Annotated in this window: 17 protein-coding genes; 8 read left to right on the forward strand and 9 right to left on the reverse strand. The window is 65.0% G+C overall.

The window, feature by feature from the left end; translation table 11 throughout:
* Nucleotides 1–14 precede the first annotated feature (14 nt).
* Both CK226_RS15495 and CK226_RS34910 read right to left on the reverse strand, forming a co-directional pair.
* A complete protein-coding gene (locus CK226_RS15495; RefSeq protein WP_095792347.1) occupies nucleotides 15–491 on the reverse strand; it encodes an Rrf2 family transcriptional regulator in 477 nt (158 codons plus the stop codon).
* A gap of 167 nt (nucleotides 492–658) precedes the next feature.
* Nucleotides 659–814, reverse strand: coding sequence for a hypothetical protein (locus CK226_RS34910; protein ID WP_179301060.1), 156 nt, complete (start codon nucleotides 812–814; stop codon nucleotides 659–661).
* Nucleotides 815–1,397: 583 nt separating this feature from the next.
* On the opposite strand from CK226_RS34910, the gene tauA reads away from it, so the two are divergent.
* The 4 genes from tauA to CK226_RS15520 all read left to right on the forward strand — a co-directional run bounded on the left by tauA (nucleotide 1,398) and on the right by CK226_RS15520 (nucleotide 4,370).
* On the forward strand, nucleotides 1,398–2,411 hold the full coding sequence (gene tauA / locus CK226_RS15505; protein ID WP_095775622.1) for a taurine ABC transporter substrate-binding protein: 1,014 nt from the start codon (nucleotides 1,398–1,400) through the stop codon (nucleotides 2,409–2,411).
* Between the two features lie 125 nt (nucleotides 2,412–2,536).
* Complete coding sequence (locus CK226_RS15510; RefSeq protein WP_095792349.1) at nucleotides 2,537–3,304, forward strand: taurine ABC transporter ATP-binding protein; 768 nt, start codon at nucleotides 2,537–2,539, stop codon at nucleotides 3,302–3,304.
* The gene (locus tag CK226_RS15515) at nucleotides 3,301–4,161 is read left to right on the forward strand and encodes an ABC transporter permease subunit (protein WP_095792350.1); all 861 of its coding nucleotides are present in this window, start codon (nucleotides 3,301–3,303) and stop codon (nucleotides 4,159–4,161) included. The genes CK226_RS15510 and CK226_RS15515 overlap by 4 nt, the downstream gene beginning before the upstream one ends.
* 26 nt (nucleotides 4,162–4,187) lie before the next feature.
* Nucleotides 4,188–4,370 (forward strand): hypothetical protein, encoded by a 183-nt coding sequence (locus tag CK226_RS15520; RefSeq protein WP_095792526.1) that lies wholly within the window; start codon nucleotides 4,188–4,190, stop codon nucleotides 4,368–4,370.
* 7 nt (nucleotides 4,371–4,377) lie between these two features.
* On the opposite strand, the gene CK226_RS15525 is transcribed toward CK226_RS15520, so the two are convergent.
* Complete coding sequence (locus CK226_RS15525; RefSeq protein WP_095775669.1) at nucleotides 4,378–5,139, reverse strand: ABC transporter permease; 762 nt, start codon at nucleotides 5,137–5,139, stop codon at nucleotides 4,378–4,380.
* 14 nt (nucleotides 5,140–5,153) lie between these two features.
* Complete coding sequence (locus tag CK226_RS15530) at nucleotides 5,154–6,080, reverse strand: ABC transporter ATP-binding protein (protein ID WP_095792351.1); 927 nt, start codon at nucleotides 6,078–6,080, stop codon at nucleotides 5,154–5,156.
* 242 nt (nucleotides 6,081–6,322) lie between these two features.
* On the opposite strand from CK226_RS15530, the gene CK226_RS15535 reads away from it, so the two are divergent.
* The gene (locus CK226_RS15535) at nucleotides 6,323–7,684 is read left to right on the forward strand and encodes a cytochrome ubiquinol oxidase subunit I (protein WP_095792352.1); all 1,362 of its coding nucleotides are present in this window, start codon (nucleotides 6,323–6,325) and stop codon (nucleotides 7,682–7,684) included.
* A gap of 5 nt (nucleotides 7,685–7,689) precedes the next feature.
* Nucleotides 7,690–8,694 (forward strand): cytochrome d ubiquinol oxidase subunit II, encoded by a 1,005-nt coding sequence (locus tag CK226_RS15540; protein ID WP_095792353.1) that lies wholly within the window; start codon nucleotides 7,690–7,692, stop codon nucleotides 8,692–8,694.
* Nucleotides 8,695–8,725: 31 nt separating this feature from the next.
* On the opposite strand, the gene CK226_RS15545 is transcribed toward CK226_RS15540, so the two are convergent.
* Nucleotides 8,726–11,314 (reverse strand): AAA family ATPase, encoded by a 2,589-nt coding sequence (locus CK226_RS15545; RefSeq protein ID WP_095792527.1) that lies wholly within the window; start codon nucleotides 11,312–11,314, stop codon nucleotides 8,726–8,728.
* Between the two features lie 242 nt (nucleotides 11,315–11,556).
* On the opposite strand from CK226_RS15545, the gene CK226_RS15550 reads away from it, so the two are divergent.
* Complete coding sequence (locus CK226_RS15550) at nucleotides 11,557–11,829, forward strand: DUF4242 domain-containing protein (RefSeq protein ID WP_095788663.1); 273 nt, start codon at nucleotides 11,557–11,559, stop codon at nucleotides 11,827–11,829.
* 341 nt (nucleotides 11,830–12,170) lie between these two features.
* Nucleotides 12,171–12,671 carry a hypothetical protein gene (locus tag CK226_RS15560; protein ID WP_095792355.1) on the forward strand — a complete coding sequence of 167 codons (501 nt, stop codon included), beginning with the start codon at nucleotides 12,171–12,173 and terminating at the stop codon, nucleotides 12,669–12,671.
* A gap of 143 nt (nucleotides 12,672–12,814) precedes the next feature.
* Here the strand turns inward: CK226_RS15560 and msrA are convergent, their stop codons facing one another.
* From msrA to CK226_RS15580, 4 genes are all read right to left on the reverse strand, one after another.
* Nucleotides 12,815–13,543: a peptide-methionine (S)-S-oxide reductase MsrA gene (gene msrA, locus CK226_RS15565; protein WP_095792356.1), complete on the reverse strand. Its 729-nt coding sequence runs from the start codon at nucleotides 13,541–13,543 to the stop codon at nucleotides 12,815–12,817.
* Nucleotides 13,544–13,730: 187 nt separating this feature from the next.
* Nucleotides 13,731–14,051, reverse strand: a complete 321-nt coding sequence (locus CK226_RS15570; RefSeq protein ID WP_019862212.1) for a hypothetical protein — start codon at nucleotides 14,049–14,051, stop codon at nucleotides 13,731–13,733.
* An 83-nt stretch (nucleotides 14,052–14,134) separates the two neighbouring features.
* Nucleotides 14,135–14,833 carry a DUF1223 domain-containing protein gene (locus CK226_RS15575; RefSeq protein ID WP_095792357.1) on the reverse strand — a complete coding sequence of 233 codons (699 nt, stop codon included), beginning with the start codon at nucleotides 14,831–14,833 and terminating at the stop codon, nucleotides 14,135–14,137.
* A gap of 105 nt (nucleotides 14,834–14,938) precedes the next feature.
* The gene (locus CK226_RS15580) at nucleotides 14,939–15,265 is read right to left on the reverse strand and encodes a hypothetical protein (protein WP_095792358.1); all 327 of its coding nucleotides are present in this window, start codon (nucleotides 15,263–15,265) and stop codon (nucleotides 14,939–14,941) included.
* Nucleotides 15,266–15,319: the final 54 nt, after the last annotated feature.

Below are 15,319 nucleotides of genomic sequence, written 5' to 3' on the forward strand. Positions count from 1 at the left end.
CGCAATGCGAGGCGTCAGGCCTGGACCTTCACGGTGACGGGCAGCTCGTCGATCACCCTCGCGACCGTAAGGTCGTCGAGGCCGATGTCGCGCATTTCCGCGAGGCTGCGCTGGTCGAGCACCTCGGCGATCGCCTGCCGGACCTCGAGCATCAGATGTCGGACTTGGCATGTCGCCTCGTTGCAGTCTTCACAGCGCTGATATTGTGTGCGGCTGGCGCAGGGAATTGGCGCCAGCGGCCCGTCGAGGACGCGCACGACATGGCCGACCTTGATCTCGTCGGCTGGCCGCGCCAGGCGGTAGCCACCATCCTTGCCCTTGCGGCTCTGGACGAAACCGGCATTGCGCAACTCGCCCAGTATGGCATCGAGAAATTTCTTCGGGATGTTGTTGCCGATCGCGATGTCGTTGACGAAAGCCAGCTGTCCGGCCGGCAGGTGCGCCAGGTGGACCAGCGCCTTGAGGCCGTACTTGCCTTTTTTGGTGAGCATTGACCGAACGTTTCTCTGTCATGCGACGGCACGAGGCCACCGTTGCGAAACGCCTGGCGAGCCTCCCCGCCGCGCCCAAGCATCCATGACACATAAATTCTAGTGACATGATATACAAGCCGAGAAACGTTGATTTTGCTTCGTTTTCAAGCCGCTGGAGCCATTTGTCAGGCTTTTGTGCCATTAAGAGCACAGAAATGCATCTCGACGGCGACGAGGCGACAAATGGTTTCGCGCGAAACAGCCGTGCCGCGCGCTGACTCGTGCGGCGCCAGGAGCCGGTGCATGCCGTGAGCGATCATGGTGCAGGGGTGCCCGCTCATCGTTCGCCTCCAATCCCTCATGTCGATAAGGATACTATACTTACCCTCGAACACGCGAAACGGCTTGTCAATTCCTTGGCGATTCGAGGCATGGATTTGTGTGGCAATCGCAAAAGCGAAATTGTCGTTTCGTAGGTGAGGGCGTCGACGGTTGGCCGAGCCTTCCCGACTTCGTCATCCACGGGCGGAGCAGGAGCGAAGCTCCGTCGCGGAGACCCGAGGATCCATGCCGTGACCTCGATCGAAGGATGCGACGGAGCAGAACTATGCACCGCAGCAACGCTTCGGAGTCACGGAATGGATCCCTTGGGCTGCGGAGCAACTCCGGGGGTCTGCGCGCGTCGCTGCGCTCCTTGCTTCGCCCTAGGACGACGAAGTCTGGCGTTCGCGGGGCACCTTTCCCGTTCATATGGAGGGGCGATGACGGCAATTGCAGCCGCCCTTTCCGCATCGGCACAGCGCCCCCGACAGATTTTTTCCAACAAACCCGCCTTCGTTGGAAGGATTTAACTCTACAAGAACGATAGAATTAGCGGACTATCATGGCGCAATCCGGTTTTCTCTGTTTTCATGGAGCCCTTTGATGTCCACCATTTCGCGACGCATTCTCCTTCTGTCGTCCGCCGCGCTTGCCGGCGCCGCCTTTCTCAGCCCGGCCCTGGCCGAGGATCTGAAGATCACCATCGGCTACCAGACGGTGGTCGAGCCTTCCAAAGTGCCGCAAGCCGATGGCGCCTATGAAAAAGCCACCAAGGCCACGATCGACTGGCGTAAATTCGATTCCGGCGCCGATGTCATCGCCGCGGTCGCTTCCGGCTCGGTCGACATCGGTTATGTCGGTTCGAGCCCGCTGGCGGCGGCGGCAAGCCGCGAATTGCCGATCCAGACCATCTTCGTCGTAGGCCTGATCGGACCGTCCGAGGCGCTGGTCGCCCACAACGGCGCCGGCATCGAGAAGGTCGCCGACCTCGCCGGCAAGAAGGTCGCCGTGCCCTTCGTCTCGACCACGCATTACAGCCTGCTTGCCGCGTTGAAGCACGAGAATGTCGATCCGAAGTCGGTCCAGATCCTCAATCTGCGGCCGCCCGAAATCGCCGCCGCCTTCGCGCGCGGCGACATCGACGCGGCCTATGTCTGGGATCCGGCGCTCGGCCAGATCAAGACGACGGGCAAGGTGGTGCTGGATTCCTCGCAGGTCGCGGCCTGGGGCGCGCCGACCTTCGACGCCTGGATCGTGCGCACCGATTTTGCGCAGAAGAACCCGGAAGCGGTGCGCGATTTCGTCAAGGTCACGGGCGCGGCCTATGCCGAGTACCTCGCCAAGCCCGACGCCTGGTCGGTGTCCTCGCCGCAGGCCGGCAAGATCGCCAAGCTTACCGGCGCCAAGCTGGAAGAGGTGCCGGAGCTGTTGAAGGGCTATGTCTTCCCGACCTTGGAGGAGCAGGCCTCCGACAAATTCCTCGGCGGCGGCACGGTCAAGGCTGTCGCGGCCGCCTCCGCCTTCCTCAAGGAGCAGGGCAAGGTCGACGCCGTGCTGCCGGACTATTCGAAATATGTGACGTCGAAATACGTCACCGAGGCGCTGGCCTCGAACTGAGTGCCTGGCGCCAGCTGAACGCGCGCGGATCTCCTTTCCTGACGCCGCGCGTGCCTGCCCCGGAACCGCTGACGAGGCGTGGTTTCGGGGCGGGCGAGCTTCAATGAAACTTCCCGGGAGGCCCCATGCCGCATCTCGTGCTCGACAGGATCTCGATCCACTATGACGGCCACCCCGCCGTGGAGCGTGCGTCGATCGACGTGGCCGGGGATGATTTCGTCGTCCTTGTCGGCCGTTCCGGCTGCGGCAAGACCTCGCTGCTCAATGTCGCCGCTGGCCTCGTCACGCCGGTACGCGGCACGGCCACGATCAACGGCCGCCCGATCTCGGCACCTGGTTCGGATCGCGCCGTGGTGTTCCAGAACGATGCCTTGTTTCCCTGGCTGACCGCGCGCGAAAACGTCGCCTTCGCGCTGCGCCTGCGCGGTATCAGGCCGGCCGAGCGGGCGCGGCGCGCCGACGAGCTTCTGGCGCTGGTCAAGCTGGCCGATGCCGGCGACAAGCACATCTGGGAGCTTTCCGGCGGCATGCGCCAGCGCGTCGGCCTTGCCCGCGCGCTCGCCGCCGAGCCGCAATTCCTGCTGCTCGACGAGCCGCTCGGCGCGCTCGATGCGCTGACGCGCGAGCGCATGCAGACGACGCTGCTCGATCTCTGGACGGCAAGCCATGCCGGCGTGCTGATGGTGACGCACGGCATAGAGGAGGCGCTGGTGCTCGCCACCCGCATCGTCGTGCTGGCGCCAGGCCCCGGCCGTGTGGTGCGCACCTTCGAGCCAGACTTTTCCAGGCGCTACGCCGCGGGCGAGGCCATCCGCGCGATCAAGGCCGACCCGGCCTTCGCCACGGCGCGCGGCGAACTGACCGATGCCATCTTCGAGGGAGAAGCGGCATGACCATCTTCTCCTACACCGAGCGCGCCGGCCCCAGGACTGAAGAGGGCGACGGCCTGTCGGTGCCGTGGTCGCGGCCGAGCCCGAAACGCAAGGGCGTTTCGGCCCGCATGATCAGCGCGGTCACCATCCTGGTGGTGCTGGCGGCATGGGCGCTGTCGGCCCGCCTGCAACTGGTGTCGCCGGTGTTCCTGCCCTCGCCCGTCGCGGTGTGGAACAAATTCATCGTCGTGATCGGCGACGGCTTCGTCGACGCGACGCTGCTGCAGCACACTGTCGCCAGCCTGGGCCGGGTGTTCGCCGCATTGGTCGCCGCCATCCTGGTCGGCGTGCCCGTTGGTCTTGCCATCGGCACCAGCACGGTCGGTCGCGGCATTTTCGATCCGCTGCTGGAATTCCTGCGGCCGATCCCGCCGCTGGCCTATCTGCCGCTGGTGATCATCTGGTTCGGCATTGGCGAGCCGTCGAAAATCCTGGTGATCGCCATCGCCATGCTGGCGCCGGTGGCGCTGTCGACCGCTTCGGGCGTCCGCAGCGTCTCGCAGGAACGCATCAACGCGGCGCGATCGCTTGGCGCGACGCGCGCGCAAGTGGTCCGCCACGTCATCCTGCCCAGCGCGCTGCCGTCGATCCTGACCGGGCTGCGCATCGCGCTCGGCGCCGGCTGGTCGACGCTGGTCGCGGCCGAACTGGTGGCGGCGACGCGCGGGCTTGGCTTCATGATCCAGTCGGCGGCGCAGTTTCTGGTCACCGACGTGGTGATCATGGGCATTCTGGTGATCGCGGCCATCGCCTTCGTGCTCGAATTCACCATCCGCAGGATCGAGCGCGCGCTCGTCCCGTGGGCGGGACGGGAATGATCAACCGCAAGCGCAGGAGAGTGACGATGACCCATTCCACCGCCGTGCTGTTCGCCCATTTCGGCGCCTGGCTGCTCGGCCTTGCCTCCGACGACAAGACGGCGAGGCAGGAGCGCTCGCCGGCGCCGGTCCAATTCCAGGCCAGCCGCGACCGCCTGCCGCCGCGCGACGAAAGCTTTTACTGGGCCTGGCAGTATTGGTCGCAGTGAGGGGCGGTCAGTTCCGCAGCCGGTAGCCGGTCTTGAAGATCCAGGCGACGATGGCGATGCAGACGGCCAGGAAGACCAGCGTCATGCCGAGGCTGACGCCGACCGAGACGTCGGCCTTGCCGTAAAAACTCCAGCGGAAGCCGCTGATCAGATACACGACCGGATTGAACAGCGTGATCGTCTTCCAGATGCCGGGCAGCATGTGGATCGAATAGAAGCTGCCGCCGAGGAAGGTGAGCGGCGTGACGATCAAGAGCGGCACAAGCTGCAGCTGCTCGAAGCTTTTCGCCCAGATGCCGATGATGAAGCCGAACAGGCTGAAGGTCACCGCCGTCAGCACCAGGAAGGCGATCATCCAGAACGGATGTTCGATGTGGAGCGGCACGAACAAAGAGGCGGTGGCCAGGATGATCAGGCCGAGGATGATCGACTTGGTCGCCGCGCCGCCGACATAGGCGATGACGATCTCCAGATAGGAGACCGGCGCCGACAGAAGCTCGTAGATCGAGCCGACGAATTTCGGGAAATAGATGGCGAAGGAGGCGTTGGAGATTGACTGCGTCAACAGCGACAGCATGATCAGCCCGGGTACGATGAAGGCGCCGTAGCTGATGCCGTCGATCTCGGTGATGCGCGAGCCGATGGCCGAGCCGAAGACGACGAAGTAGAGTGATGTTGAGATGACCGGCGAGATGATGCTCTGCAGCACGGTGCGAAAGGCACGCGCCATCTCGACCCGGTAGATCGCCCAGACTGCACGGAAATTCATGGCTGCGCGCAGGGTCATGGCTCTCTCCTCACCAGATTGACGAAGATCTCCTCGAGCGAACTGTTTTGCGTGTCGATGTCGCGGAACTGGATGCCGCCGGCCTCGAGATCGCGGATCAGCGAGGCGACGCCCGGCCGCTCGGCCTGGTTGTCATAGGTGTAGGTCAACTGCCCGCCATCCGGCGACAGCTCCAGCGCATAGCCCGAGAAGGCTTCCGGGATCGCCGGCAGCGGATTGCGCAGCTCCATCACCAGCCGCTTGCGGCCGAGCTTGCGCATCAGCTCGGCCTTGTTCTCGACCAGGATGATTTCGCCGCGGTTGATGACCCCGACGCGGTCGGCCATCGCCTCGGCTTCCTCGATATAGTGGGTGGTGAGGATGATCGTGACGCCATCCTCGCGCAGCCGGCGCACCATCTCCCACATGTCCTGGCGCAGCTCGACATCGACGCCGGCGGTCGGCTCGTCGAGGAACAGGATGCGCGGCTCATGCGACAGCGCCTTGGCGATCATCAGCCTGCGCTTCATGCCGCCCGACAGCGTGATCGCCTTGGCGTCCTTCTTGTCCCACAGCGACAGATCGCGCAGCACCTTCTCGACGAAGCCGTGGTTAACCGGCTTGCCGAACAGGCCGCGGCTGTAGTTGACCGTCGCCCAGACGCTCTCGAAAGCGTCGATGGTCAGTTCCTGCGGCACCAGGCCGATCAGGCTGCGCGCGGCGCGGTAATCCTTGCTGATGTCGTGACCGTCGACCGTGACGGTGCCGGTCGAGCGGTTGACGATGCCGCAGACGATCGAGATCAGGGTCGTCTTGCCGGCACCGTTCGGCCCGAGCAAAGCGAAGATCTCGCCGCGCTGGATGTCGAGAGTGACTTCCTTGAGCGCGGTGAAACCGGTGGCGTAGGTCTTGGAGACCCCGGAAATGGACAGAATGGAGGGCATGGGCTGAAAAACGGCTGCCTGAAAGAGGTCCTCTGATATAGGCCGAATGTCATCGCGTGCAACCCGCAAGTCAGTGGCGCTGCTGACAGTTCTGGACAGCCCGTGCCGGCAGCGGCTGGAGATGTACCCGCATGAATCGGTAAAATTGTCCTGTGGCGTTCAGCCTCGCGGCAGGACGCCGCTTTGACCAACTCGCGTTACGGGCATACGCTGCCGCCAGCAAATAGCAGCCGGAGCCCGCCATGGACCCGCTCATACTGTCGCGCATCCAGTTCGGCGCGAATATTTCGTTTCATATTCTGTTTCCGACGATCACCATTGCACTTGGCTGGGTGCTGCTGTTCTTCAAGCTGCGCTACAACGCGACCAACGATTCCGCCTGGATGCGCGCCTATTTCACCTGGGTGAAGGTGTTCGCGCTGTCCTTCGCCATGGGCGTGGTGTCCGGCGTTACCATGAGCTTCCAGTTCGGCACCAACTGGCCGGGCTATATGGAGCATGTCGGCAACATCGCCGGGCCGCTGCTGGCCTATGAGATCCTCACCGCCTTCTTCCTCGAGGCTGCCTTCCTCGGCATCATGCTGTTCGGCTTCCGCCGCGTCTCCAACCGCGTCCACACGCTGGCGACGGTGCTGGTCGCCGGCGGCACCACCCTGTCGGCCTTCTGGATCATCGCGCTGAATTCCTGGATGCAGACGCCGGCCGGCTTCGAGATGATTGACGGCAAGGCGCATGCCGTCGACTGGTGGGCCATCATCTTCAACCCGTCGATGCCCTATCGGCTGGTCCATATGCTCCTGGCCTCGGGGCTGACGGTCTCGTTCCTGATATCGGGCCTGTCGGCGCTGCGTTATCTCAACGGCGACCGCTCGGAATCGATGTGGAAGGCGTTGCGCACCGGTGTCTTCACCGCCGCGATCCTGATCCCCATCCAGATCCTTGCCGGCGACCAGCATGGGCTGAACACGCTGGAGCACCAGCCGCAGAAGATCGCCGCCATGGAGGCCAACTGGAACACCGGCCCCAACGTGCCGCTGGTGCTGTTCGCGCTGCCCGACGAGGCGGCCAAGGAAAACAAATTCGAGGTCGCCATCCCCGACGGCGCAAGCCTGGTGCTGCGGCACTCGACCGACGGCGTGGTGCCGGGGCTGAACGATTTTCCCGGCAACCATCCGCCGGTCTTCCCAATCTTCTGGAGCTTCCGCATCATGGTCGGCACCGGCCTTCTGATGCTCGCCGTCTCCTGGTCGGCCGCCTTCTTCCTCAAGCGCCGGCACAGCCTGCCCAAGCCGCTCGCCATGCTGATGGTGCCGATGGCGCTGTCGGGCTGGCTGGCGACGCTGGCCGGCTGGTACACGACCGAGATCGGCCGCCAGCCCTGGCTGGTCACCGGCGTGCTCAAGACCGCCGATGCCGTCGGCCCGGTGGCGGGCAGCCATGTCGCGCTGACGCTCGCCGTCTATCTCATCCTCTATGTGCTGTTGCTGATCGCCTATCTCGGCGTGCTGGTGCATCTGGCGCTGAAAGCGGCGAAGGATGGTGATTCATCACCGCTGCCGGGCGTCATGAAAGCAGCCATGTCGCAGCCGGCGGCTGGGGAGTAAGAAAAATGACCTTGGACTGGCCAACCGCTCTCCCGCTGATCTTCGCCGGACTGATGGGCCTCGCCATCCTGATCTATGTCATCCTCGACGGTTTCGATCTCGGCATCGGCATCTTGTTCGTCATGGCCGAGGACGCAGAGCAGGATACGATGATCGCGGCGATCGGTCCGTTCTGGGACGCCAACGAGACCTGGCTGGTGCTGGCCGTCGGCCTGCTGCTGGTCGCCTTCCCGATGGCGCATGGCGTCATCCTCACCGCGCTCTACATTCCCGTCTTCGTGCTCTTGGTCGGGCTGATCCTGCGCGGCGTCGCCTTCGATTTTCGCGCCAAGGTGCCGAGCGGCAAGAAGCATCGCTGGAACCGCATCTTTTTCCTCGGCTCCGTCATCGCCTCGCTGGCGCAGGGCTATATGCTAGGCGTCTATGTGCTCGGCCTCGATGTCGGCCTGGGCGGTACGGCGTTCGGCGTGCTGGTGGCGTTGTGCCTGGCCGCCGCCTATGCGGCGATGGGTGCCGCCTGGGTGATCTACAAGACCGAGGGCGAGCTGCAGAGGAAAGCGGTGCGCTGGCTGCGCACCGCGCTGGTGCTGACGGCGCTCGGCATGGCGGCGGTGTCGCTGGCCACGCCTTTCGCCAGCCCGCGCATCTTCGACAAATGGTTCGGCTGGCCGCAGATGCTCTATCTCTCGCCGCTGCCGATCCTGTCGGCGCTCATGTTCCTGTGGCTGTGGCGGCAGACCTTCCATCTGCCGAAGCCCGACGACCGCCATGCGCTGACGCCGTTCCTGACGCTGGCCGCCATCTTCGTGCTCGGCTTTGCCGGCCTCGCCTGGTCGTTCTACCCGTTCGTGGTGCCCGATAAATTGACGATATGGCAGGCGGCGTCGGCGACCGAAAGCCTGGCCATCATCCTTGTCGGCACGGCGGTGGTGCTGCCGATCATCATTTTCTATTCCTTCTATGCCTACCGCGTGTTCGGCGGCAAGGCGACGGATCTGACCTACGATTGAGGGGTCGGCCGTTCAAACCGGCCTGCCGCCTTCAGATCAACCCGCTGGCGCGCGCGGCAGCGGAGGCCTCGCCGCGCGAGACGGCATCCAGCTTGCCCAGCACCGCCGAGACGTGGTGATCGACCGTCTTGGGCGAAATGGCGAGATGCTCGGCTATGCGCTTGTTGGAAAGACCCCGCTCGATCAGCTGCAGCACTTCCATCTGGCGCTGGGTCAGGCCGGCGCTGTTGGCGCGCGTGGTGCGGCGCGGTCCACGCGCGATGCCGATGACGCCGTTTCGCCGCATGATGTCGCGCACATGGCTCGCGACCGGCCGGGCGCCGAGCGCCTCGAGGATCTCCAGCGCCGCCCGCTGTGCCGCCTCATCGCCCTGCGCCAGCGCCAGGGCGCGTTCGTAAGGCGCGTCGAGTTCGGCCCACGCCGCGGCCGCGCCCTGCCAGTCGCCAACCAGCAGCATCCGGTACGGCGCGGCCATGCCCGATGTGTCGCCCGGATCTGCATCGGGTGCCAGCATCTGCCGCCAGGCGGCCAGTTCGGCGAAGACCGCCCGGGTCGGCGACATGCTCTCGGCAAGGCCGATCAGCCGCAGCGCCTCGTCCTTTTCCGCCTCCCCCAGCCAGGCCCGTTCGGCCATCACAGCCGCGTAGGGTAACAGCCGCTGCAGTTCGGCGCCCTTCTCCAGAAACCGCTTCATCTCCGCCAGAAGCGGCTCTGCCGAGGGGTCGCCGCGGCGGACCCTCAGCCGCGACAGCGCCACGAGGGCGGGATAGCGCACCAGCGCCGTCGCCCGGTCGTTGGCAACCACGTCCAGCGCCTCGGCAGCCGCGTCATCCCAGCGTCCGTTGCGCACCAACAACTGGGCCCGCACGCCACGCATGTAATCGCGCCAGGTCGCCAGATCGTTCTCGACGCAGTAGTCGATGCCGCGATCAAGGAAGGATTGGGCCTGGCTGTAGCCCAACTGGTTCATCTCGCCACAAGCGCAGTTGGTGAAGGCGCGCGCGGCATGTTCCTGAAAATTCTGCTCCAGCGCGATCTCGAGGCTGCGGGCAAGATGCAGCCTGCTGCTGCTCAGGTCCAGCCACTGCTCGGCGGCGCCGACATTGTTGAGAGCATGGCAAACGACTTCCGGCCTGTTCAACCGTTCGGCGAGTTCGATCGCCCTGGCGCCGAGCGACAAGGTCTCGTCCAGCCTTTCGGCCAGCATCGCAAGCTGCGAAAGGTTCGAATAGGCCATGGCGAGTTCGGCGCTGGCGGGAACGGTTTCCAGCAATGCGACCGCCTGGGCGCCGAACATGTCGGCCGCCTGTCGGTCCCCCAGAAGATAGGCGAAGCGCGACAGCCATCTCAGGCTGTCGCCTTCCTTCAGCCTGTTGCCCAGCGCCTGTTGCAACACACGTGCCTGTTCCTGCGCCTTGATGGCTTCGTCTATGCGCGCGATCAGATGGCACTCGAACGCATATTGCTCGTAAAGCCCGGCGCGCTCATCTTGAGGCAAGGTGTCGGCCTGCCGCAGGGCAACCTCGTAGTAGCCGGCGGCGTCGCGATGGGCGCCGACACGCGAGGCCTCCCGCGCCGCGACCGGTGCGAACTCACGCACCGCCTGCAGATTGTGCGCCTCGACCGCATGGTGGACGAGGCGCGCGGTGGCGACACCACCATTCTCGAGCAGCGCCGACAGCGCACGCTGATTGAACAGTCTCCTGGAACTCGTCGTCAGCATCATCTCGATGGCGCGGCGCGCGATCTCATGCCGGAAGGCGTAGCCGTCGCCGAGATCGTCGAGCAGGCCGTTCGACACACATTCCGCGAGCTGGCCGGCAGCCGCGACGCCGCACAGGCCCTGCAGTGCCCACGCGTCGGCGCGTCTGGGAAAGACCGAAACCGCATCGAGCATCGAGCGGGCGCCGGCCGACAGCCGGCCGGCCCGTGCGACGACGGCGTCGCGCACGCTGGCAGGCGGCGTCATCTCATTGTCCGCGCACAAAAGCTCGGTAACGAAGAAGGCATTGCCCGCCGTCGCGCGGTAGATGGCATCGCCATCACGGCCGGCGGCATTGGCAAGCAACAGCACCGCCGTCTCGCTCAACAGGGGCACATCGATGCGCACGACGTTGCCGGCGGGAATTTCGCCGAGCACGCGGCGCACGCGCATCTGCCCCTCACTGCGGTCGGTGCGCGCCGTCAGGGCGAGCAGGATGTGGGTGTTGGCGATGCGGCGCCCGAGGAAGCGAACGAAATCCAGTGTCGCGTCGTCGGCCCAGTGCAGATCCTCGATGATCAGGAGCGTCGGCTGCGTCCTTGCCTCGAAGACTTCCAGCGCGTCGGAAAACAGGGGCAACCTCTGCCCCTGCCGGGCGTCGATCGCCCGCGGCATCGCCCATTGCGCCTCGCGGGCAAGATCGTAGAGCGGGCCGAGCGGATCGGGGATCGACAAATCCTCGCAGGCGCTGCGGAAGATGCGCGTGCCATCGGCAACCTTGCCGACGAAAGCCTCGACAAGCGCCGACTTGCCGGCGCCTGCCTCGCCCGACAGCGCCACCACGCGGCCGCGTCCATTCGCGGCCTCCGCGAGAAGTTCATCCAGCTGCGCCAGCTGTGTCTGCCGTTCCAGAAGCATCATCATTCGCCCAGAAAGGATTATGTTTCGGCGGTTCCCCGACGTCCGCCAGAAGCGTCCGGGACCATGACCGACAATGTGACCCTCCACACATTTCGGTGCAACCTCACACATAACGTCGCCATTATGGGGAATCTTCCCACAAAACATAGGGAAAGGCTCCGATGCGCGGCCATGGCGAGCGTGGTCAATGTCCAGGCGCGCTCAAATCGAGCGTGAAACCATGGAAAAGGAAAACCAATATGCCTCGCTATGTGGTTCAACGCACATTTCCCGATGGCCTCAGCGTGCCGATGAACGATGTCGGCGCCGACGCGCTTGGCGGCGTCATCATGCGCAACGCCGAGAAGGGCGTGACCTGGGTGCAGTCCTTCGTCTCGCCGGACAAGAAGCAGAGCTTCTGCATTTACGATGCGCCCTCGCCGGAAGCGATCCGCAGCACCGCGCAGAAAAACGCGCTCCCGGTCGACAAGATCACGGAGGTGCGGGTTCTTGACCCTTACTTTTACCGTTGATCGCGGCAATGCGCATGCAACTGCCCTTGGCGGCGATGGCGGCTTGCCTGACAACGCGTCCAGCGAGGTGCCGGCGGCTTCGAGACCAGTCGCACGAGGCCCGTTACGGGGCCGGCTTTGGCGCGGGCTTGCCGCCTTGCTGTTCGCACCATTGCGCTCGAGGCGGCGCCGATTGCCACCGCAGGACGACTATCTGAGACGCGACATCGGCTTGCCGGAGCTCGTGGAGCTGCCGCAATACTGGGACTTCACCCGGTCGGACAGATGATGCGCCCAGCCTAGCCCAGACTTCGCGGCGGGGGCGGCCGCTCCCGCTTGCAATCAACAAACCAGGAGAGAAAATGAACATTCATGTGTGGACCAGGCACCTCGTCAACCTGTCGATCCTGTCGATCGCGGCAACGGCGGCGAATGCCGATGGCGCCGGCACGCTGGAGGAGAAGGTGCGGGCAGCCGACAGCCGCTTCGAGAATGTGGCGATGGCCACCGCCGAAGGCTATGCACCCATCCCTTGCGCCAGTGGAATAACCGGCGGCGCCATGGGCATTCACTATGTCAACGCTGCCTATCTCAAGGACGATGCGGTCGATCTCGCCAAGCCGGAAGCCGTCATGTACGAGCCGATGGCGGACGGCACGCAAAAGCTGGTGGCGGTCGAGTATATCACCTCGAAAGGGCCGGCTTCGCTGGAGGGACAGCTGTTCAACTTCAACAGCGCGCCCAACCGCTATGGCCTGGGGCCCTTCTATGAGCTGCATGTCTGGGCCTGGAAGAAGAACCCGACAGGCACCTTCGCCGACATGAACCCTGACGTGTCGTGCGATGCGATGAAGCCCATGTAACCAGGACGCGAATCTCCCCCTTCGTGGGGGAGATTCGCCGTGTGTGGAGCGCTGACCTTCTGTCGCAGGAGGTTGGGCCTGGTCGGACCGACCCCCTCTGGCTTGCCGGCCATCTCCCCCTCGAGGGGGGAGATAAGCAAGCCTCAATTGCTCGCCGACAGCACCAGCACCGGCTTGTCGCTGTACAGCGCCGGGAACAGCTGCTTCAGGTTCGCCACCTTGGGCAGGTCGTTGTAGACGATGTAGGGATAGGTCGGGTTCAGCGTCAGAAAATCCTGGTGGTAGTTCTCGGCCGGGTAGAAGGTCTTGCCGGTCTCGATCGTGGTGACGATTGGTGCCGGATAGAGCTTGGCCTTGTCGAGCTGCTCGATATAGCTCTGCGCGATCTTCTTCTGCGTGTCGTTCTCGGCGAAGATCGTCGAGCGGTACTGGGTGCCGGAATCCGGTCCCTGGAAGTTCAGCTGCGTCGGATTGTGGGCGACCGAGAAATAGACCTGCAGCAGCTGGCCATAGGTCACCTTCGACGAATCGTAGGTGATCTCGACGGATTCGGCATGGCCGGTGCGGCCGGTGCCGACTGTCTCGTAGACCGCGTCATCCTTGGCGCCGCCGGTATAGCCGGAGACCGCCTTGCTGACGCCCTTGACGTGCTGGAACACGCCCTGCACGCCCCAGAAGCAGCCGCCGGCGAAGATCGCCGTCTCGCTGCCCGGGGCGGCCTTTTCGTCCATTGCCGGCGGCGGGATCACCACCGCGTCCTCGGCCGAGCGCGCCGGGGTCTGCCACAAGGCCGCAGCCGCCACCGCCGCAAAACCGAGCACGGCCAGCGCGCCGCGGGTAAAGAACGGCCGTGTCTTTTCGATACCGGTCATGTTCTGATCTCCTGTTGTTGTTCCAATATATACGACGCAAGCCGCCAGTAGGTCTCAATTTGCCGTGCGGCGGCTCCTGTCGTCGGCCTCATCCGGCCCTCCGGGCCACCTTCTCCCCGAGGGGGAGAAGGCGCCGCTCGCCCCGGAACGGTCAGGCGAGCGAAGCGGTGAGGGGCAGCCGACCTGCTTACTGCGCTGGCTTCATCGCGTCGGTGGCTGGCTTCATCGCATCCGCCGCCGGTTTCATGGCGTCGGCGGCAGGCTTCATGGCGTCCGCTGCGGGCTTCATCGCATTGGTGGCCATCGGGTCGGCGGGCTTCATCGCGTCGGTCGCGGGCTTCATGGCATCCGCCGGCTTCATCGCATCCGTCGCCGGTTTCATGGCGTCGGTGGCCATCGCATTGGCCGGCTTCATGGCGTTGGTCGCGTCGTCGGCACGGGCGCCGGCGACGAAGACGGCGGCCGAGAGCGCGAAGGCGAGCGCCGGCAGGGTCAGGTACTTGGTCATGGAAGTCTCCTTGGGTTTTGGCGCGCAAGCGGGCCGGGTGATGCGTTGCCGCGGCATGCGGCCCCGCGCGAAGAGAAAGAAAATCAGTTGGTGGCGGCGGCCAGGATCGGCCCGCCGCCCGGCGATTGCACCAGCACGGCGGTGCTCAGGCCGCCCGAGGCGGCGGGCAGCGCATAGGAAGTGGCGTTGCCGGTCCAACTGCCGAGTTTTTCCAGCGCGTGCACGACATTGGCATGCGGCAGCGTGCGGCCGGTGTTTTCGCCGCGCGCCACCGGCACCTGCACGACGCCCTTGGCATAGCGCACCAGCCAGACATCGGCCTTGCCGCCCGGTGCGGCGCCTGCGCCGATCGCCACCTTGCCGCCCTCGAGCGACAGCGAGGGGCCGCCGGTCTTGCCGGTCGCGGAAATCAGCTGCTCGATCTCGCCCGGTGCGGCGCCGACGACATCGGCATGGCCGTTGACCACCACCTGCGGCGTGAACGGCCCGTCATGGCCGAGCGGTGGCTCGTAGGAGACCTGGCGCTGGGTGAATTCCTGCTTTCCAAAAGTGTCCTTCCAGCCGAGATAATCCCAGTAGGTGACGTTGAAGGACAGCGCCAGCACGCCGGGCTGGTCCTTCACCTTGATCAGATTGGCATTGGCCGGCGGGCAGGACGAGCAGCCCTGGCTGGTGAACAGCTCGACCACGCTGAGCGGCTGCGCGGCGGCGGCACCGAGCGAGGCGGCGAGCGCCAGCGCCCCCAGGCTGGACAGGGCAATGAACTTTGAGGCTCTCGGCATGGGACGGCTCCGTGGGGGCGGCGCTGGGATGCGCCGGTCATTCCCCCACTTCGCCGCCATCCGCCCCTTCGTTACAGCGCTCACCGGTTTGTGATGAAGGCACCTCTACGCCAGTGGCCCGAAACGCCACAGCGAGGTGTAGTGCATGATCGGCCGCTCGAGCCTTGCGCCCGCGGCGACAAATCGCTTTCCCGCATCCAGCATGGGCTGGAAGGTATCGAGTTGCCTGGCGTGCTCCAGCGTGTCCCAAACACTGGTGTTGATCAGCGACGATGTAGCCTCGTCGGCGCCGGCGTAGAAGACGAGCAGCCCCGGCAGTGCCTCGATGCCGGGCCGAAGCTCTGCCTCGTCGTCCACCATCATCTCTCGAAACGCCGCGAACTTCGCTGCATCGCAGCGCAGGATGGAAACGCGCAGCACGGAATCAGGCATCGGCTTCTTCTCCAGGAGTTGACGCGCTCCAGGCTAGGCCACGCCGACCCAGGC

It is taken from the genome of Mesorhizobium sp. WSM4311 (assembly GCF_002295115.1).
Classification (GTDB): Bacteria; Pseudomonadota; Alphaproteobacteria; order Rhizobiales; family Rhizobiaceae; genus Mesorhizobium.